At 46.4% G+C, this 21,133-nt stretch carries 11 protein-coding genes; 8 read left to right on the forward strand and 3 right to left on the reverse strand.

Annotation, left to right across the window (positions count from 1 at the left end):
* The first annotated feature begins 145 nt into the window (after window positions 1–145).
* Genes KTO58_RS27775 through KTO58_RS27810 form a run of 8 tightly spaced genes read left to right on the forward strand, consistent with a single transcriptional unit; the run spans window position 146 to window position 15,533 of the window.
* Window positions 146–3,607 (forward strand): TonB-dependent receptor, encoded by a 3,462-nt coding sequence (locus KTO58_RS27775; RefSeq protein WP_225859949.1) that lies wholly within the window; start codon window positions 146–148, stop codon window positions 3,605–3,607.
* 27 nt (window positions 3,608–3,634) lie between these two features.
* Complete coding sequence (locus tag KTO58_RS27780; protein ID WP_095836281.1) at window positions 3,635–5,332, forward strand: DUF4397 domain-containing protein; 1,698 nt, start codon at window positions 3,635–3,637, stop codon at window positions 5,330–5,332.
* The gene (locus KTO58_RS27785; protein WP_198315085.1) at window positions 5,329–6,531 is read left to right on the forward strand and encodes a hypothetical protein; all 1,203 of its coding nucleotides are present in this window, start codon (window positions 5,329–5,331) and stop codon (window positions 6,529–6,531) included. Before KTO58_RS27780 ends, KTO58_RS27785 begins: the two co-directional genes overlap by 4 nt.
* A 39-nt stretch (window positions 6,532–6,570) precedes the next feature.
* Window positions 6,571–7,665 carry a fasciclin domain-containing protein gene (locus tag KTO58_RS27790; protein ID WP_095836280.1) on the forward strand — a complete coding sequence of 365 codons (1,095 nt, stop codon included), beginning with the start codon at window positions 6,571–6,573 and terminating at the stop codon, window positions 7,663–7,665.
* Between the two features lie 29 nt (window positions 7,666–7,694).
* The gene (locus tag KTO58_RS27795) at window positions 7,695–8,999 is read left to right on the forward strand and encodes a fasciclin domain-containing protein (RefSeq protein ID WP_095836279.1); all 1,305 of its coding nucleotides are present in this window, start codon (window positions 7,695–7,697) and stop codon (window positions 8,997–8,999) included.
* Between the two features lies 1 nt (window position 9,000).
* The gene (locus tag KTO58_RS27800) at window positions 9,001–9,996 is read left to right on the forward strand and encodes a fasciclin domain-containing protein (RefSeq protein WP_198315084.1); all 996 of its coding nucleotides are present in this window, start codon (window positions 9,001–9,003) and stop codon (window positions 9,994–9,996) included.
* A 38-nt stretch (window positions 9,997–10,034) separates the two neighbouring features.
* Window positions 10,035–13,340 (forward strand): TonB-dependent receptor, encoded by a 3,306-nt coding sequence (locus KTO58_RS27805; RefSeq protein ID WP_095836278.1) that lies wholly within the window; start codon window positions 10,035–10,037, stop codon window positions 13,338–13,340.
* Between the two features lie 27 nt (window positions 13,341–13,367).
* Window positions 13,368–15,533 (forward strand): IPT/TIG domain-containing protein, encoded by a 2,166-nt coding sequence (locus KTO58_RS27810; protein WP_095836277.1) that lies wholly within the window; start codon window positions 13,368–13,370, stop codon window positions 15,531–15,533.
* Window positions 15,534–15,601: 68 nt separating this feature from the next.
* On the opposite strand, the gene KTO58_RS27815 is transcribed toward KTO58_RS27810, so the two are convergent.
* From KTO58_RS27815 to KTO58_RS27825, 3 genes are read right to left on the reverse strand one after another with little or no spacing between them, the layout of a single operon-like run.
* Window positions 15,602–18,406 carry a M16 family metallopeptidase gene (locus KTO58_RS27815; protein WP_095836276.1) on the reverse strand — a complete coding sequence of 935 codons (2,805 nt, stop codon included), beginning with the start codon at window positions 18,404–18,406 and terminating at the stop codon, window positions 15,602–15,604.
* 60 nt (window positions 18,407–18,466) lie between these two features.
* A complete protein-coding gene (locus tag KTO58_RS27820) occupies window positions 18,467–19,780 on the reverse strand; it encodes a MutS-related protein (protein WP_095836275.1) in 1,314 nt (437 codons plus the stop codon).
* Window positions 19,777–21,126, reverse strand: coding sequence for a MutS-related protein (locus KTO58_RS27825; RefSeq protein ID WP_095836274.1), 1,350 nt, complete (start codon window positions 21,124–21,126; stop codon window positions 19,777–19,779). The genes KTO58_RS27820 and KTO58_RS27825 overlap by 4 nt, the downstream gene beginning before the upstream one ends.
* Window positions 21,127–21,133 lie beyond the last annotated feature (7 nt).

A 21,133-nucleotide genomic window follows, 5' to 3' on the forward strand; every position in this document is an offset into this window, starting at 1 on the left:
GACCTGCTGGTAAGGCAGCAGACATCGCTATGCACTATCAATAGTATCCAACTGGCCCGAAAAGCAAATGGAACAATTGAAAAGGAATCCCTATGCCCTTACCAAAAGGTATTCAACAACAGTAAACCAACAACCGTAAAATGGTATGCGAAATTGTACAACATTATTTTTTGTAAAAGAGTTTAAGAGAGGAAGCTGGATGCCCTTCCTATTGGTAATGCTCCTGAGTGCCGGCCGTACATATGCACAGGATCTTACCAAAAAGATCACCTTGCGCCTCGATAGCGCCAGCCTGGAACAAGGACTCAATGAGATCACCCGTAAAGCCAATCTTCGTCTATCCGTACGTGAAAAATTGCTTGCAGGCCACACAACACGCGTATCAGTACCTGCACAGACAATCACTGTCAATGATGCACTGACTTTAGTACTGTCAGGCACCGGACTGCGTTATCGCCTCCTGGAAGGGTATGTAGTGATCGAAACAACACCCGTAAGAGGAGCCGTAACCGGCCGCGTTTTCGATAGTGATGGCAATCGCTCCCTGAGCGGCGTAACAGTCAATATTAAAGGCACCGCCATCGGAAATGCCACAGATGAAAATGGATTCTTCTCCATCATCGTACCAAGCGATGGCGCCACATTGGTATTCTCCTACATAGGCTATAAAAAGAAAGAAATACATGTAACGCCTGCTTCTCAAAATATCAAAGTAATAATGGAGTCTAATTCCATCATGCTGGAATCAGTAATGGTACAAGCAAGGCGCCGCACCAACACCGAAGCATCCGTACTCACCGAACGCCGCCGCGCCGCCATTGTACAGGATGCCATCTCCGCAGAACAAATAGTGAAAACAGGAAGCATCACCACCACCCAGGCATTGTCCAAAGTATCGGGTGTTACCATTACCGACGACAAGTATGTCGCCGTCCGTGGACTGGGCGACCGTAGCGTGATCGGCCAACTGAATGGCGTTAGACTCGCCTCCTCAGACCCCGATCGCAGCTCCATCCCACTCGATCTCGTACCCGCTTCCCTGTTGGATAACATCACCATCTATAAAACAGTCACCCCCGATAAACCCGCCGATGCAGCAGCCGGTATCGTAGAACTGAAAACCAAATCAGTACCAGACCGCCAAACCCTCGAATTCATCGCCCAGACAGGCCTGAATGCTAACATTGGCACCGGTGGCCAATACAATAGCTTCTGGAATAGCGAAATGGGCGCCTTCGGTAACCGCATCAGTAAAAAAAATCTCTCAGACGACTTCAAAAACCTCGCAACGCAATACCCGGGGGGATTAAAATCCATCCAGCAAATGGTAGCCAACAGCAACTATAGCATGGAGGCCCATAAAGAAGTAAACCGCATTAATAACATCATGCGTGGCTTCGATCCCGTGATGACTACCCAATACAAAAAAGCACCCTTGAACCAGCTATATGCCGTAACATATGGCAATAGCTTCGATGTTTTCAAAAAACATAAACTTGGCCTCATCCTGGGTGGTAACTACTATCGCCGCTTTACCGACATCAGCGGAGGAGAAGTTACCCAATACAGTATTTATCAGGGCGTAGTAACCGGCAACCCCGCCGTATACAGCCCGCGTAATATCCCCAACTACATCACACCCAACAGCCTGTTCATGGGCAAGTACCAAACCTATAAAGAAAATACAGGCGTAGAAACCCTGAATTATGGTACCCTCATAGGCGTTACATACCGCTTTAGCCGCCTCCATGAGATCAGCATGCAATACCTAGGTAGCTGGGGAGGCGAAAATACCGCTTCCAACCTCTATGGACATTATGAATACACCGGCTTACCCGGCGACGTACGCAGCACCACCTACTCCCTAAAACAGACCTTCAGGAACCTGAATACATTTAACCTGCAAGGAGAACATAAATTCTTCAACAAAGAATACTCACCCCGCCTCAGCTATAACGTAGCCTCCTCCACCTCCAGGCAGAACGATCCCGATTTTCGTTTCATTAGCCTGGCCGACTATCGACCTACAAATGGAGCCTATTATTTAAAACCTTCCACCGGCCCGGCAAGTAATGGCCAATTCGTTTACACCGATCATCTGTATGCCCTCACCTCCGGATATGTAAATGGATTCGGTAGCCTCGGCGTTATGCAGGCAGAACCGAATGGCAGACGTTGGCGTAACCTCCTGGAGAAAAACTATAATTATAAAGCAGACTTAGCCATCCCGTTTAAAGTATTGGGCCAGCACCAGGAACTCAAAGCAGGAGTTAATTACCTCTTTCGTGATCGTAGCTTTACAGAAAATCAACTGTTCCTGCCTGGGTCCAACTTCTCACCCAATAAGACATTGCCGCTATATGCCGTATATGGTAACCTGAATAAACTGGTGGGCAACGAGGTGATTGGTCTGGCGATGCCATCCGCCACCAACGGTGAAGGAATGATGCCAGTCAATGGCTTTATGTACAACAGCCAGAAATCCCCCAACAACTATAAAGGCTACTATGCCACAAATGCCTGGTATGGTATGCTCGACCTGAGACTGACAGAAAAATTCCGCCTCGCAGGAGGTGTCCGTTTCGAAATGACAGATATCGGTTCCGCCGTAGATACCGCCGGCGTATTCCTGGACCCTTCCCTTACCGTCAAAGCACCCGATGGCTCCGGTATTCCGCTAAACCCGATCAATCCTAACACCGTCTATAAAGCCGTATATAAACCTTATTACTCAGCCAATGCTACCTATACGCTGAATGATAATATGAACTTCCGGGCAGCGTATAATACCACCCTCGCAAGACCCGAACTGCGCGAGATCACCAACATCTTCGAGTTCGACGCCTTCCAGATGGGGCTCGTCGTAGGCAACCCCAATCTCGTAAACCAACACACCGAAAACCTGGATTTTCGCTGGGAATGGTTCACCGGCAAAGGAGAAGTGATCGCAGTATCCGCATTTGGTAAACGCATACAGAACCAGCTGGTAAAAGTGTTCAGCCTGAAAACAGATGGACTCGCTGCCACCTACCCCGAGTTCCCCGTGATCCAGTTCCAGAACGATCCTAATATCGGTAAAGTCTGGGGACTGGAATTCGAGATCGTACAAAACCTGGGAAAGGTATGGCAACCGCTTAATAAGTTCTTCCTCGGCACCAACCTCCTCATCGCACAAAGTGAGATACAAAAAACACCAGAACGCTATAAAGCCAACAGATCAATCGACAGGTATTCGCCTAAAAACAGCCCACTGTTTGAACAGGCTCCCTACTCGATCAACGCCTGGCTCAATTATGACAACAAGAAATCCGGTACCGATCTCACCCTCACCTTCAATATGGTGGGCGAACGCCTCATACAGATCAATCTCACCGGTGAACCCGATCTATATACACAACCGGTGCCTGTACTGGATTTCGTTTTTAGCCAGAAACTGAGCAAACGCATCTCGTTTAAAGGGTATGCCAAAAATATCCTCAACCCAGCGATCAAAACAGTATACGCCAATCCGAAAACAGGTGGTAAATGGTATGGTAATGAATACATCAACCGCAGTTACCAGCGAGGTTCGGAACTCATGCTCGGATTTACCTATAACCTATTCTGAGGATCACTGATTTCAAACGCATTACGAATGACAATACAATCCAAATACAGCCTCTGCCTTATTGCCATATTGCTCCTGCTGGGTGCCTGTAAAAAAGATAAACTCAACTATGAGTACGACAACCGGCCGCTAAAAGAACCCCGGAAGAAATCAAACGTGCGTATCATCAACCTGGCAGACTATAATCAAGTAGTCGCTAACGGAGATACCCTCACGAATTTCGTAGTACGGAGGGCTGGTACCCCTAATGAAAACGATTATCCGGGTACCACCTACTTCCCCACCAATGGGCGGTTAAGCAAAATATGGGAAGTCCCCCAGGATGTGTTTGATGCAAGAGAAAAAGCAAATCTTACAATCTGCAACTGGACTTTGAGTGGAGTGATCAATATGGTAAGATTTACAACGGAAAATAGCTACAGCAGACCGCTGGACTACATACTGCCTCCGGCATTCGCCTTCAAAGGACAACCAGAAGTAGTACCGGTTCCCCGCGATGTATCAGCGCCTTCTAAACCGGATCATTTTAAGATCCGTATCATCAACCTGACCGGTGCCATCAACTCACCGGGCTCCAATGTAAACGGCCCGATAGAGGATCTGCAAGGACCGGTTACACTCTCTTACGCAGATGGCACACCTGTCGACACAAAGACCAGCCACATAGCCTCCGCAAACCCCGTGTCCGGATACGTAGAAGTGCCTTATGGTACCTACCAGTTCAAAGTACTGACGGAAGATGGACGCACCTTACCGGCAATCAGCCAGGACGCAAAGTATTCCATCATCGAACCTGTCAATTCCAGTGTGCTGGTAAGGTATAACAAGCCAATAAACCAAATATACGCACCGATAAAGACCTATCAGCCTGGTGGTATCTATACCGTGATCGTGACACCGCAAAACTTCAGGTACTACACCAACGAGAGAGACCAGGATGCTACCACCTATCAGAATGGCTTCCAGATAATCAACGACAACAGCCTTACTCCAAACACTACTTACTGCAGGTTACAGACCGTAAATGCATGGAAGGATCAGCCTGTCACTATCAGGACCAATGGAAGAGAGATCGCCACCGGCCTCACATTTGGCAAAGCAGGAGCATACGCTAACCTGGTAAACGGCCATCACAAGATAGAAGCAATAGATGCGAACGGAAAAGTGATCGCAACAACAGAACAACTACTACGACCAGCACAGAACTATACTGCCTGGTTATATCCAACGAAGGAGGGTGACGCAAAACTACTTATCGTCGCTAATGATCTCAGCGGTATGTCATACAATGGTAGCTCAGAAGATGCTACTTACGATCGCTTCCAGTACGATTATATCTTCAACCAGCGATTCCTCAACCTGTCACCCGACAATCCTTATGTCTCGTTTACAAAAGACAATGGTATAGCCTTGAGCCTGAATGCATCCATTAACCTGCAGCCGGGAATACCGCTGGAACAAAAACCCTATATAACAATGGGCTACGATATGCCCAGGTTCAATATGATGGCTTACCGCTCTTTACCAGATGTAGTGCCGGGCATATGGGCAGATGATATCCCGGTACGTGGCTCAGAAGATTTCATCGCCAATAAGACCTTATATACAAATATCAACAGACCATTACCCACTCATGAGCCGGGTATATACACCGTAGCACTCATAGGCCGTACCGGCAACGCTACTCCCAAGGCTACAATCATGATCCTAAAACATAATAAATGATGCAACGGATAAATACTATTTACTGGTTCGCACTACTGCTGGTATTAATGACCGGTTGTACTAAAGTAGACTACACCACGGTCGATGATCCCGCCTATCTCCGTGTATTCAATGACTTTAATTATGGATTTAGCCTGGATGAAAAGGATAAAAAGTTACCCTTCCTCTGTATGTTGATAGATCCCGTATTCGATAAGGATGGAAAACCAACCGGCGGAAAAATCGTGGGTGATTTCTTGGATATACGGGATTATTACGCACCACCCTATCCTTCTCACATCGGTACCAGTACTTCGGTGAATAATCCGGAATATCCGGGTAAAGAAGATGTACTCGTAGGCCCTATTCTAAATGGCTACGACCTGAGCAGCTGGGCACAGATACCGTCGGGTACACACCGTTTCCTTTTTCTGTACAGACCCAAAAACAGCGTGCCTTACTTCCAGCTGGAAAAAGCGCTGCAGGGAGAGGTAATGCTGGATACGACCGTCACATTGACCAGTCACGAGGTATATACCATGCACCTGCTGCAGAAAGACTATGTCACCAAAGAAAATGGCGTACTGCTACGCCAGGAAACTTTTCATAAACAGTCTTTCTCAGACTCGCTGGTGTACGTTAATTTTTACAACTACAGCGCTAAAGGTTTCCTGGAATCACCCGATAATATTAAACCAAAAATTGCCAGGATGGCCAGTTTTAACAATGGTGTCAGGGACAAGATGGACATCTTCCTCTTCCTGTATCCCGACCAGCGTGCGATAACGCAAAGCTCAGACTACAGAAGTAATCCACTACCCGGATATAACGGCAGATACCTGGCCTCCGTAGAGCGGAATAACAGCAGCGACGCAGTAGCCCCTTACTTCAATTTTCCCTTGTTTGCCAACCGGGCAGATAATGGCGTCGTTACTTATAGCTGGCAAACCTTCGAGTTCTTTGTCCCGGGAATGAATCCGGTTAATAATACCTATTTGGATGAAAATACACTGGGTAACTGGGCAACCCTGGACTGCGTTAATAACGGTATTCAAAGACCATGGCTGTCTCGCGGCGCAACCCTGCCCAATATGCTCGTCAATATCCATGCTGGTAAAGATAATCCTCGCTCGTTTGCAACCATCAATACCGTGGAGGTAATAAATGGCGGAGTTTACCTGATGACCATACAACGGAAATATCCAAAACCGATATACTGATCCTAACATGATTACTAAATAGGAACTATAATCCTTTCTATGTACAAAGATTTTAAAGCACAGCGTTATTGGTGGGTAGTAGCTCTACTGACTATTATCACAATAGCTTGTAAGCACGACAATCTCCTGGTCCCAAAACCAAATGAGAACATACGCCCGGCCGCAGACTTCATCAGGAACAATTATGATTTCCGGCTATTTTATGCCGCCCTGGACTATACAGGACTCGTCAACGAACTAAATGGAAAAGGTCCGTTCACCATACTGGCAATACCCGATAAGGCATTTAAACTATTGGGAGTGCTCACAGAAGACCAGGTACGTCGCCTGAATAAAGACAGCCTGCAGCGTGCCCTTCGATACCATGTACTCAAAAATAGACGGCTACTAAGCAGTGATGTACCTACTAATGGGATAGACATACGATATGAGACACTCAGTGGAGACAGTGTCTATACATCCATCCTGTCACGCGCAGATGAAGTTTATATCGACGGTGTAACCATCGTCCGCAAAAACATTCCGTTATCCAATGGAATATTGCATGTCGTAAGTAAACCGCTACAGTATCATAAAGGCGAGACAATAAAAAATTACCTCAGCAGGTTACCGGAGTACAGCATCTACGTAGCCGGACTGAAAAAGTTCGGTCTGCTGGATGAACTGGCGAATAAAGGACCCTTTACCATCTTTGCGCCCAACAACGAGGCGCTCACCAGTAAGGGTATCACCATGGAAACGATCGATACCCTCACAACAGCCGCTTATTATGGCAACCGCCTTTTCGGCGCTTACATCCTGTATGGCAAACATTTTTTTATATCTGACATGGCTATTTTCGGCGCTATTACAGGAGAAAACATTTATAATACTTCACTGAGAAATGACAACTGGATATTAAGGTTGGCCACTGTCGATATGAAAGCTGACCCTGCAGATAATTTCACCGTATCTCTCCCCATATTAGGTTTGTTTAATCCTGGCAAAAATCCCGCTAACCCTGATAGGATAGGCGAGGTAATACAGCGATCAGATGATGTTAAACCACCAGTCTGGTATGATCACCGCTGTGAAAACGGGATCGTACACCAGTTACATGGCGCATTGGCAACACCTGCCGATGTATTGAAATAAAAACGCATTATCACTAAAGTATCAGACGAATGAAATATTATTTACAATATGGACTGATGACATGGTTGTTACTGAGTGGCATCATCGGTTGCAAAAAAGTGGAATTTACACTCCCTCCCGAAGGAGCAAAGATCCCTTATGTGGATCCTAATTATAAGACCCTGGAAGAAGTGTTAAAAGCTTCACCTTACCAACTGTTCCTGAAAGTATACCAGCGAAGTAATATGGACTCAGTGTTAAAAGTGAAATCGCTGTATACCTTGCTCGTGCCAACTGATGCCACTATGCAAGCTGCCGGTTATACAGCTGCCAAAATTGCAGCTATGACAAGAGAGAATGCGGACACACTGGTCGCATTTTATACACTTCGTGGAAGCCTCTCAAAAGAACAGCTAAAGATGTCAATCGCGAACCGGGAATGTATTTCCCTGCTGGCTAATCCCGATCCCAGCTTTAAAGTATGGCCCGTTCGCTTATATGGCCTGGATCGCGTCTACTATAGACATTATCTCATCGCCTCAGAAGACAGTCTCTTGATCAACGCAGTGCCGGTAGGTGCATTGAAAAATGCCCTGCCCGCAGCGAACGGATATATCTATCCCCTGGATAAGCTATTACCCAGACCCCTGGAAAAATCCTTCTGGGATGCATTAGAAGAAGATCCACGCTTCAGCATGTTTATACAGGTACAGCAGGAAACAGACAAAATGTTCAATAAACGATACCGGGATAAATTAATAGAAGCGATAGACTTTGATCCGGGCGAATTCGGCTGGCTTGATTCGAAAAGAACCAATTACAAACCTCGTTTCATTATGGAACCTGTTTTTGGAGGAGACAGACACCTGGAGATCACTACCATGTTTGCACCCACCAATGAAGCCTTTCACCGCGCAGGGTTCAATACGGTAGAGGACGTGATGGCCTGGAACGAAAAATATGCTACACCTACTATATTCGACTATGACCTGTACGATATCCTGCCTTTCGGATTCCCTGCTGATACTGTACTGGCTTATCATTGGGATTTTGGCCGTGATAATGTACCAGCATCCTACCTGTATGGTAAAAATTATGGTGCCAGACCTACCGTATTCTACGCCAATGATCTCCGGGATGATTATCTGGCCAATTACACAGTGAACAGTGATCCGCAAGCGACCTCGTATATCATGCCCTTCTCCTTTGGCCGCACACCCGATGGTAAACCAACGGTAAAGATAAAAGGATCCAATGCAGCACCTGCCACCGTAATCGAAACAATCAATACCATCATGGGGCCTATTCACGTAGTAGACCGGTTACTCATTCCCAACAACTATAAAATGAAATGACATGAAGATGAAGAAAACATTACCAGCTCTTTTCCTATTGAGCTTGTTGGGTTTAAGCGCTTGTGTAAAGGAGGATGACTTACAAATGTCCGAATTCGACAATAACCGTATCAATCTGGTGGTCGCAGATAATTTTAACCTCTCAATATTCAATGCAGTACTGCGTCGTAGCACCCTTGACAAAGTACTGCAACAGGGGATCGGTCCTTATACACTGTTGGCACCCTCTGATCAAGCATTGGTTAGGGCCGGCTATAATAGCCGGCTGGCAGTACTGAGTGCCGATGCCACTACTATTGTCCGCATAGCTAATTATCATACACTCGATGGCCGGTACGAACTCAATAAGCTACCCTACCTGTTCAACCAGGAACTCCGTTCCCGGGGGGGCAAAATGTTCGCGACCCACTGGATCAAAGGCACCGATACCATACTAACGATCAACGGCGCACGCGTAATAGCAGCCAACATCCCTGCTTCTAATGGAGTGGTACAGGTAGTCGACCAGGTGTTGACGCCTTATCTGCATGACCGCCTGGGAAATGCAGTCGCCGCAGGAGATGATATTACCTTGTTCTCCCAGGCACTCAAAACATCCGGACTACTCGAGACGATCAACGGAGAAGGTCCCTTTACCATCTTCGCACCTAATAACGACGCGATGATCGCAAGAGGGTACACCACCGTACAGCAGATACTCGCAACAGATCCACAGGAACTGAAAGAGCTGGTCAGCTACCATATCGTTCGCGACAGAAGATTCATCTACGATTATATCCTCAGCACCGGTCCCTCCAATGCAACCAGGCAAGCCATGTTAAATGGTAATAGCGTGGATATCAAATTGCTGCCAGATCCTCAGGCGCCGGGTAGCTTCAATAGCATTTCCCTGAAAGGTATCGGTAATACCAACGAAACCCAATTAAGCAGACGGGATATATTGACAGGTAATGGAGTACTGCATGTGATCAATGGTACACTGCGCACGACCCGATAGATTCAACAAAAAGACTGAAAAAAGTAACTCATAAGATCATGAAGAAATCAGCAACAAAGCTGGCGGCACTATGCAAAGTAGTAATACTGCATACCGCCGGTTGGAGCCTTTTTTGCGTGGCGATATTGCTCTCAGTTACCTGCTTAGGGCAGGAAACGACCGGCTCACTCAACGGTAAAGTAAAAGATTCCACCGGGACAGCCCTGCCTGGAGCCAGCATCGTGGCCGTACATACTGCCTCCGGCACCCGCTATTCAATTGCCACTGACAATAAAGGATGGTATTTCCTCAACAATATGCGTATCGGCAACGGTTATACCATTACCGTTTCTATGATGGGAATGCAGACCGAAACCCGCGAAAACGTGGACATCCGCCTGGGTGGAACACAACAGCTGGATATCATATTATCACCGGCTAGCAGGCAATTAGGAGGAATAGTAGTAGCAGCTAGCAGCAGAAAAACCGGTCAGCGTGCCGATACTTATGGGGCAGGGAAGAATATAACCGCTGATCAACTACGCAATATGCCCAGTGCCAACAGAAGTATCACTGACATCACCCGTCTTACACCACAGGGTAGCCGTGATAATAGCTTCGGTGGCTCCAGCTTCCGCTATAACAACGTGACAATTGATGGCGCCATCAACAACGACGCAATCGGATTTAGCCCTTCCCTCGGCGGACAAACCGGTACTTCCGGTATGGCTGGTAGTAGCACCCGTACCAATCCCATCTCCCTCGATGCTATCGAAGATATGCAGGTATACCTGGCTCCCTTTGATGTCAAGATCGGTAACTTCACCGGCGGCTCCATAAACGCCGTCACCCGCAGCGGTACCAACCATGTCAGCGGAGCAGTATACGGCTTCGGCCGCTTCGCCGCCCTCACCGGCAAGGACAATGTTGGTACTCTCGGGAAAATGAATACACAATTCCACGACTACCAGGCAGGCTTCCGGTTAGGATTCCCCATCATCCGGAATAAACTCTTCTTCTTCTCCAATGAAGAGATCACCCGCCGCCAGGACCCCACCCAACTAACAATAGGCACAACAGAAACAGCTCATATACTATCCGTAACAGATGCCAATGCAATCAGCGAAACAGTGAAAAACCGCTACGGAAATATATTTGATGCCGGTACCGCTGGCCTCTATGTGAACAACAGCGAGTCCAAGAAGTTTTTCAATCGCCTCGACTGGAATATCAATAATGACCACCAGCTCGCCATCCGTAACAATACGATCCTCAGTAAAGCTACCCATATGGATCGCGATCAGCAAGACTTCCGCTTCGGCAGTATGGCATTCGAACAAACCAACAACCAGACCAGCACCGTCGCGGAATTGAAAAGCCGCTTTAACAACCAGCTGTCCGGTAACCTCCTGGTAGGTTTCACGCAGGTCAACGACCGCCGTGACCCCCTCAGCGACCCCAGCCTGCCACAGGTACAGATCATAGGCCGTACGCCGGGTACAACTATTTACATCGGTACCGACCGGGAAGCCAGTATCTTCAACATGCGGCAACGTACCTGGGAATTCACCGCTAACCTGAACTACACAAAAGGTGCACACAAATTGCTCCTGGGTACCCACAACGAATTATACAATATCCGCTATGGATTTGTAAACGCCTGGAATGGTCGCGTCGACTACCAAAGTATAGAAGACTTCCTCGGTAATAACCCCTACCGCGTAAGAGGTAGCTATAATTATAGCAACAACACCCGGGACTACATACTGGATCACCCGACAGCTACTTTCAATGTACATATGTACAGCCTGTACATGCAGGACGAGATCAGGCTCAGCGATAAATTACGTATTACACCGGGTATACGTGCCGACCTGACCTACCTCCCGGATATGCCCCTACTGAGCGATAAGGTAAAGACCATATTCTCAGACCCTAATTTCGGTAATACCTATACCTATATGCCATTAAACAGGATCTCCAATAAGTTCCTCAACAAAGTGCAATTGTCACCTCGCATAGGCTTCCGCTACGATGTATGGGGCAACGGTAGCCTCATACTGCGTGGGGGGGCCGGTCTGTTCACCGGACGCATCCCATTCGCATGGCTGGCCTATGCTTATTATAATACCGGCAACAGCTACGGTGCCTTCGATCAGCGGGCAAATGATAAGCTGTTTGTACCTGGCAGCGATGCCATCAAACCTAACCCCAACGGGATAGGTGAATTCATCCGCCAGAATGGCGCAGTGATCAATGATCCTAACAGTGGTAAAACACAAGTCGACCTGGTAGCCAATAACTTTGTCATGCCTCAGGTATTCCGTACCAGCCTTGGCGTAGACTATGAAACCATTAATAGATGGAAATTCACCTTGGAGGGACTGTATACTAAAGTGGTTAGAGACGTGATGTTCCAGCAATTGAACACCAGCGATGATCCGCGTTATTATGGATACGATCTGCATCACCGGCAGCCAGTATACAGTGGCACCGTCGATAGCCGGTTTTCTAACATCTATCTGTTAAGCAATACTAACCAGGGATACCGGTATAGTATCACCGGGTCCATCAGTAAAACGATCGTCGGCAAACTGAACGCCAGCCTCGCCTATACATTCGGTGAATCAAAAGATATCAGTAATGGGGTAAGGAACTCCATGGAAAGCAACTGGCAGCTCAACCAGTCACTGGTACCCAATAACCCTTCCCTAGCTTACAGCAACTTTGACGTACGGCACCGTATCGTCAGCAACATCGCTTATACACACAGCTGGTCTAAAGCGGGAAAAACAAATGTATCCTTATTCCTTAGTGCACAGTCAGGGAGCCCTTTTACTTATGGCGTTGTCAACAACAGTATCCAGGGGCTGCCGCAACAAGTGTCACTGGCATACATCCCCAAACGCGAAGAAGCCATACGTTTCTTTAAAGACGTGGATAACCTGACGGCACAGCAACAGGCAGACGCTTTCAATAAATTTATCGACAATAATAAATACCTCAGTAGCAGAAGAGGAGACTTCACAGAGCGTAATATGGGACGTACCCCCTGGAATGTACAGGCCGATCTGCAGCTTTCACATGATATCTTCCTGGGCGGCACCAGGAATCGGTTCATTACCATTTCGGTGAATGTGATCAACTTGACCAACCTGTTGAATAAAAAGTGGGGTATCCAGTATTTCTCACCGAATACTTTCAATAGTACCGCCAGCGTAGGGCTAACACCCGCACTGTTCCCTCCAATGGAAAATGCGGGAGGCTATCCGGTATATTCATTCAAAGAGCCGGGTAATCCATATAGCATCGATTATTTCGGCTCACGCACACAAATGCAGCTGGGGGTTCGGTACACATTCTAATATTTAAACGGAGCATATAATACACATATGAAAGCATATAATAAATGGCTACTATCATTCAACATCTTGATGGTATCAATGATTGTATTGACCACTAGCGGGTGTAAAAAGAATGATAAAGAGCTGCAAGTACCTGTGCAGATAAAAACATACTATCCGAATAGTGGTCAGGCAGGGACCTTGGTGACCATTGAAGGAGAAGCCCTTGTGCCAGATATCCGGCAATATAAAGCCTTGGTAGGTAACGTAGAGGCAGAAGTAATAAGCGCTACAGATAAGTCGGTCGTTCTGAGAATGCCGGCAAAGGGGGAGACAGGTGCCCTTGCCCTTACAGTGCATGATAAGAAATATGAAATAGGTCAATATACCTATCAGGCACTATCGATCACCCGCATATTCCCCAACAATGGTACCATCGGTTCACAGATCCGCATTATCGGTACCGGATTTAGCAGCACTAAAGGACCGGCAGCCGTAACGATCAACAGCAAAAGTGCACTGATCGTAAGCGCGACGGATACGTTGATAGTAGCCGAAGTACCAGGTGATGCCAGCTCTGGTGCTGTGATGGTAAAAGTGAACGACATGGAAGTAAGAGGGCAGGACTTCAGATTCCAACAGATCACCAGTATTAAACCCTTAACTGGTGGACCCAACACCCGGATCACAATCAAAGGAATTGGCTTTGAAACAGTAGCTACTAATAATGTAGTGGATATCAATGGTAAAACAGCGACAGTTGTTGCCGCAACGGACGCCGAGCTGGTAGTATTGGCCCCCGCAAATGTAGCTACGGGAGCACTAATCGTTAGTATCAACGGGCAGAAAATACAGGGACCTGAATTCACGGTAGTAGGGAAACCAGTAATTACTGTAGTATCCCCATTGAGCGGACCGCAGGGAACCCTGATGACCATCAGCGGTGATATTTTCAGCACTATCTTAGATGAAAACAAAGTCTTTATCAATAACGTGGAAGTACCTGTGCAGTCAGCTACGAAAACAAAATTGACATTAAAACTTCCGGGCGGCACCGGCTCAGGACTGGTAAAAATAGCCGTGAACGACCAGATCACAGAAGGACCACAATTCAAAGACCAGACACTAGGAATACTTGCTTTCACGCCTGATAATGGCCTCGAAGGTACCACAGTAACTATTACCGGTGTCGGATTCAGCGCCGTACCGGCAGAAAATCTGGTCTATTTCAATGGCATACCGGCTACTGTAACCGCAGCAACGACTACAACCTTGGAAGTAACCGCACCAGCAACATTGAGTACCGGTGCGATAAAAGTGGTAGTACATGGGGCAGAGGCAATAGGTCCCATACATTTCAGACGGGCAGGCGTGATCACTTTGGCCGGTGGGCCTGGCAGCAGTGAGCTGAGTAATAATCTTTTCGCGCTAGCAATTGATAGCCGCGGAAATATCTATGTTACTGACAAAGGGGCCAAGCGTGTGAAAGTGATCGCACCAAATGGCACTATAAATACATTACAGATAAATGGTGCAGATGTAGTATTGGCAAATCCTACAGGTATTGCCATTGACAGAAATGATAATATTTACATAGGCGATCTGGGCACCAGCCAGATATGGAAAATAACGCCTAGCGGGCAAAAAATATCATACGTCAGCGGCTTCCCACCGGGACAAATGACCATAAGCGCTACAGGCATACTTTATTCAAATGTAGAAACGTTTAGCGGAGGAATAAATAAGGTAGACATCAACGGCAGCTACCTGAAATTGTCTGGACCCTCGTGGCCGATGGCTCGCCCCGCTTTAGATGCCGATGGTAATTTGTATTATTCCGATCAGTTCAATGAATCCAATAACGGATTGATTAGACTGCCAGTCGTCGGATTTGCAAGAAGTTTTGTCGGCCAGCCGAATGCAGGAATGACGGATGGGGTAGGTCAGAATGCCCAATTCAATACAATCAAGAGTATCGTATTGAATAAGTCGAAGGAACTGCTGGTCGCCGATGCAGGTAACATGGCCATCCGTATCGTAGATAGCAATACAGCTACCGTATCAACGTTGGCCAGATTTACGAATGGCTATGCAGATGGTACGCTGTCCAATGCAATGTTTAAAGAAATAAAAGATATAGCAGTAGGGAAAGATGGTAGTATTTATGTACTGGATAGTGATAACCAGGCGGTAAGAAAGATATTCCTACAGTAGAGGTCTGCGTGCAGGCCTTCGCTTTGCCCACCTGCCCATACAGGCAGGTGGGCTTTTTTATGAATGTTTTATTTCTTCTCTGGCAGTGCTACAAATCGTATGCAGTTTTCTCCGCTCAGGTATTTTTTAGCAGCAATACTGATGGCGTTACCCGTCAGCTTACTTAAACGCTTTTCAATATCCGGCAAAGGCTTCAACGCCTCTTTTCGTTCTACCTTACCTGCAATATATTGTAGCCAGAATTCGTTGCTCTCGACCTGCAGGTCAAATTGTTGGCGCAATCCCGCTTTATACTTCTGTAATTCATCCTGGGTAGCTCCACTTTTCTGCAGATCCGCTATGTCCTCTTGTACCAGCCCGACCAGGTGCTCCACATGTTCGGGGGCACAGCCGAATGAAACGTTAACAGAAAAACGCTGATCCGGTTCACGGGTCATACCTCCCTGGACGGAGGGGGTATATACTTCACCAGCCTTCTCCCTCAGACTTGTTAATAACCGGTATTGCAGTATCTCGGATAGTGCTTCCAGTTGTAGCCCTTCTTCTTCACTATACCTACAGTCGCCATTGTAGACCAGTAATACCGTTGCTTTATTATCCTGTCCTTTTTCAACAGTTTTGATCAACTTACCTTTAGGTACAGTGGTATGTATAATGACAGGTTTTTCGTGGCGATTGAGTGCCGGCAATGCCCCTAGATAACGTTCCAGTAATGGTGCAATACTATCAGTATGAAAGTTGCCGACAAACACAAAGTTTGCATCTGCTGCATCCGCAAACCGGTCCTTATAGATATCAAATGCTTTTTCCAGGTACACGCTATCCAGCCTTTCCTGGGTTATAGGACTGAGACGGTAGTGATAATTGCTCAAGACATTGTTAACAGTATCCCGGAACACATTTCCCGGGTCATCATATTTGTTCCTGATCTGCTCGCGGGAACGGGCAACCGCATTTTCAAACAACACAGTATCTTTACGTGGAGCTGTATAACGGAGGTAGATCAATTGTAAGGCCGTTTCCAGGTCATCGCTGCTACATCCGCCATTGATACCCTGACTACGCCCGCCAATGTAAGCGCCCACCGCAGCAGCTTTCCCATTCAATAGCTTCGATAATTGCACTGGAGAAAAGCCAGCAAGCCCACTCCCCCCGATAATCCCTATTGTATTAGACGCAGTAGGATAGTCTTCATTAGAATACTTATTGATACCCCCCGGAGCAAATGAAACAAACTGTATCTGATCATTTTTATAAGTAGTAGGTTTTAACCATACCTTCACACCGTTACTGAGGGTAAGTGCTTGGACACCAATTGCAGGAATATGCTTACGGGAAACGATCTTACCTCCCTCAGGTAACTGCTTCAATAAAACATCATTGGCTGTCGTATCTTTATACCGATCCAGAGGTGCCGATTTAACTTTCGCCAGCCATGTTTCTATGGTCCCGGCATCCGGAAGTGTGGTTTTTTCCTTTTCCGGGGCAACAACGAAAATATCCCGGTTGGTTTCACAGATGTACTGATTAGCGAAGGTTTTAATATCCTCTGCTGTAATACCTGGTAGTACCTCTTTTGTAAAGTTGTATTCCCACTCAAATCCCGGTGAGGCAGATTCATGAAGGAATAACTGCTGGTATTCTGAAACATAACTGCTGGAAGGTGTTTTGCTAACTTCCCGGTGGGCATTATCCAGGCCCTTCATATGAGCTGTTTTAGCCCGCTCGAGTTCTGCCTGTGTAAAACCATAACGTTTCACCTGTTCGATCTGTGACCATGCTATCGCAAATGCCTCCTGCAATTTACCAGGCTTAGCGGAAACGGAGAAGGTGAATTGCTCCAGGCCTCCGATCAGATTCCCAATACCAGCTTTCACACCCAGGAACGGAGGGTTAGATTGCTGGCTTAATTCACTGAGGCGATAGGAAAGCAATTGGTTAAACAGACCTCGTTTAATAGCATTCAGATAGTCCGTAGTGGTCTTCATCTCAGTACCTGGATGTTTGACCAGTATTTCCAACTCCGTGGTAGTCACCTCAGGATCAGTGAGCAACAGGAATTGATTCTTCCCGGTCAATGCTATCTTATAATCGGGCCTTGGCCGCTCCTTGGAAGGATTTTTCAGGTCAGCAAATTGTTTGAGTATTTGTTTTTCAACTTGGTTAACGTCTATATCTCCTACTACAATAAGGGCCTGGAGGTTGGGTCGGTACCAGTCACGGTAGAAACGGCGTATCGTCTCAGCCGGAAAATTTATAAGTATACTGTCAGTACCTATTGGCAAACGATAAGTATACCGGGAGTTATTCATTACTACAGGCATTGTTTTGTCCTGTAATCTTTTGCCTACTCCTTCTCTTAATCTCTTCTCCTCCAGTATTACGCCCCTTTCTTTATTGATGTCATCCGTCTCCAATAAGGCTCCCTGTGCCCAATCCCGCATGATATCCAGGCCACGGCTTACCAGAGCAGGATTGTCCGTCGGAATGGGTAGCTGATAGACAGTTTCATCATAGGAGGTGTAGGCATTCAGATCAGCGCCGAACCTTACCCCTACCTTTTGCAGGTAATCAATCAGCTCATTTTTGGGGAAGTGATGCGTACCGTTGAAATTCATATGCTCCATGAAATGAGCCAATCCCAGCTGGTCGTCATCTTCCAGGATTGAACCTACCTTGTTCACCAGGTAGAAAAGCGCTCTTTTTGAAGGTTCCGTATTCTTGCGGATATAATAAGTAAAACCATTCGGTAGCTTACCCGTTCTTACGGCAGTATCCAAAGGAATAAGCTGATTTTGTTGCTGGGCTTTTGCAGCTTGGATCCCTGCTGACAGAAATAGCAGGCCGGCTGTAGCCCAATGACGGTAGTGCATAGTTAGTTTCTTTATTGTTGTAATAAATAAGCAGTATAGTAGAACGTGGAGTTAAAAAGACTAAAGCATGTCCAGTATTCCCTCATTTTCAATGATGATCATCCCTTGTCGGTCAGTAGTAATACCTGTCTGCAGTTGATAGGTATATTGAGGAACATTGCCCTTCATGACGGTTGGCAGAAATTGGAACTGTATCTGACCCCCTCCTTTATTTAATGCATGGCCCGCCTCAAAAATATGTGTAGAGATAATAAAGAAGCAGTCAGCAAAATCAGTGAATGCTTCCGTTACCACTAAAGTAGCATCGTAAGCATCTTTAACATTCGTTCCTTTAAAAAGTTCATCAAAAATGATAAAAAGTGATTTTCCTGCCGCTACTTCCTCTGCTACTTTTTTTACTCTTAATACTTCTGCATAGAAGTGACTATACCCTTTATTGATGTCGTCGGGTACATTCACAGAAGAATAGATACCATCTAATACCGAGAATTGAAGCGCTTTGACTCCTACCGGGAATCCCATATGCGCCAGGTAGATTACGATGCCGGTCGACTTCATCAGCGTGGATTTACCCGCCATGTTAGCCCCGGTAAGGAATAAGATATTACTTTCCCCATTGAAAGAAAGATCATTCGGTACCGCATTGTCGAGCCCAGGATGTCGTACTCCGGTCATAGATATCATATGGGCTGCCTTGGGAAGCGCCCGCGCATACGAAAATCCTCTTTCCGTGGCAACTCCTGCTACCGCCGTATAAAGATCTATTTCATAGATAAGTGTGATCAAGGCCTTCAATTGGCAACTGAATCCCCCTGCCAATAGGTCATGCAGCATTACAATCGTCTGAAAGGATCGTTTTTCCCCAATTAGTGCTTGTAGTCGTTTATCATAAACGATAGGCCGTACCAGAGATGCCCATTTTTCCCAGGGGGTATTTCTATCCTTCCCATCTTTTTCTAACAAGGCCAGCAATCCCTTACAAGTATTTAACACTTGTATGGTGCTATCAATTCCCGCCAGCTGACGGTCAAAAGCCTCATCTCTCAATAATAAGGCAGCTGTTTTTTTTCTGCTTGTCTGAAAAAAGGTGAGCAGCAAATTCCTCTTTTTCTCCTCATCCACATAGGCTTCCATCTGATCTAACATGATGTCATCAAAAGGGAAGTCTACCGGATTTTCGCTGAAATAGCGGAATATATCACTACGGCTGTTGATCTCACCGGCATCGGTCAGCGGATGCTGAAACATCTCGTCCAGTAACTTTTCCCCACCCCTTGTTTTTACCTTATTAAAAAGACTGAAAACAGAATGAGGGTTATATTTTCCTAACAGGGACAGATCGTCCAGTGTTTGCTTGTCGGCAATAAAGCTCATGTTGTCTTCTTTATTGGTTTTTTCCTGCTCAATATATCAAGTATACCTTCGTTTTTAATAATTATCATACCGTGCCTGTCGGCTGTAATACCGGAGGTCAGCTTATGCGTATAAACGGGTTTATTACCTTCCATTAGTGTGGGCAGGTATACAAAGTTGATATTCTTACATTGCTCTTTCAGTACGTCTCCGGCTTCAATAATGTGCGTAGAGACGACGAACATACAGTTCTTCCGGCGTGCAATAGCACTGGTGACCGCTATGGTCGCCTCATAGGCGTCTTTTACATTGGTGCCCCGGAATAATTCATCAAAAATCACAAACAGGTATTTGTCACGACTTAACGCTTTCGCAATATTTTTGATCCGCAGCACTTCTGCATAAAAATGACTGGTGCCTTTACTTAGATTGTCTGGCAGATTAATCGTGGTATAAATACCGTCCCTCACAGAAAATTCCATCCTGGATGCCGGCACCGGAAATCCCATTTGACCCAGGTACATCGCAATGCCCAATGCTTTCATCAGTGTAGACTTCCCCGCCATGTTAGCACCTGTAAGGAAGATCACATTGCTGGAAAACGAAATATTCAGGTGATTCGGTATAGGCGACGTTAACCCGGGATGATAAAAATCTTCCAGTATAACTGTTTGTAACTCCCGCTCCAGTGCCAGCGGAAAGGAGAACCTGCGGTTTAAAGCGACCTTGGCAACAGATAAATAAACATCCGCCAGGTAAAGTTGCTGCAGCAATTGTTTTATAGCATCCCTCTGCCGGAAGCGCAGTATTTTATCATATTCCGCAACTTTGGCAAAAGGTAATTTTTGTTTGACAGGCTCCCGCAACAATGCCTGTAGCTCCTCCATTTTCAGGAGCTGATCAATCGTGGTCAGCTCCTGATTGTCAGGAATGTCTGCTAACTGCTGCTTAATGTCTGTGGCAAATCGCTTGGTAGTTTGTAATATATTAAGCAGGCTTTCTACTCCTTTCTCAATGGTCCTGTAAGCATTATCTCCCGCAATGAGCTGATTGAGTTTTCTGCTCAGATTATCTTGTTGGTCATTCAGGCGGCTGCGCTCATCGGTATTTTCCAGGTACTGCTCTGCCGCATCAAACCAGGTTATCTCGTACGGAAAGGGTAACGGCTTCGTCGCGAAAGATTGGATAATACGGCTACGCGCATTGATCATGCGGACATCTGATAGGGGATGGGCGAATAGGGTTTCCAATAGCTCAGCGCCTCCCCTGGTGAAGGTGTGGTTATAGATCGCATATATGCCGTCTGCTCCTCCCTTCCCGAATATGTTCAGGTCCGTCAGCGTTTGTTTATCAGTCATTAAACTCATACCTCCT

The sequence above is a fragment of the Chitinophaga pendula genome (assembly GCF_020386615.1).
GTDB classification, from domain to species: Bacteria; Bacteroidota; Bacteroidia; order Chitinophagales; family Chitinophagaceae; genus Chitinophaga; species Chitinophaga pendula.

Coding starts and splice junctions, on each gene's coding strand:
- KTO58_RS27795 (WP_095836279.1), top strand. CDS start 7,695: ATGAAATATTATTTACAATATGGACTGATGACATGGTTGTTACTGAGT.
- KTO58_RS27820 (WP_095836275.1), bottom strand. CDS start 19,780: ATGAGCTTTATTGCCGACAAGCAAACACTGGACGATCTGTCCCTGTTA.
- KTO58_RS27810 (WP_095836277.1), top strand. CDS start 13,368: ATGAAAGCATATAATAAATGGCTACTATCATTCAACATCTTGATGGTA.
- KTO58_RS27800 (WP_198315084.1), top strand. CDS start 9,001: ATGAAGATGAAGAAAACATTACCAGCTCTTTTCCTATTGAGCTTGTTG.
- KTO58_RS27790 (WP_095836280.1), top strand. CDS start 6,571: ATGTACAAAGATTTTAAAGCACAGCGTTATTGGTGGGTAGTAGCTCTA.
- KTO58_RS27805 (WP_095836278.1), top strand. CDS start 10,035: ATGAAGAAATCAGCAACAAAGCTGGCGGCACTATGCAAAGTAGTAATA.
- KTO58_RS27825 (WP_095836274.1), bottom strand. CDS start 21,126: ATGAGTTTAATGACTGATAAACAAACGCTGACGGACCTGAACATATTC.
- KTO58_RS27780 (WP_095836281.1), top strand. CDS start 3,635: ATGACAATACAATCCAAATACAGCCTCTGCCTTATTGCCATATTGCTC.
- KTO58_RS27815 (WP_095836276.1), bottom strand. CDS start 18,406: ATGCACTACCGTCATTGGGCTACAGCCGGCCTGCTATTTCTGTCAGCA.
- KTO58_RS27775 (WP_225859949.1), top strand. CDS start 146: ATGCGAAATTGTACAACATTATTTTTTGTAAAAGAGTTTAAGAGAGGA.
- KTO58_RS27785 (WP_198315085.1), top strand. CDS start 5,329: ATGATGCAACGGATAAATACTATTTACTGGTTCGCACTACTGCTGGTA.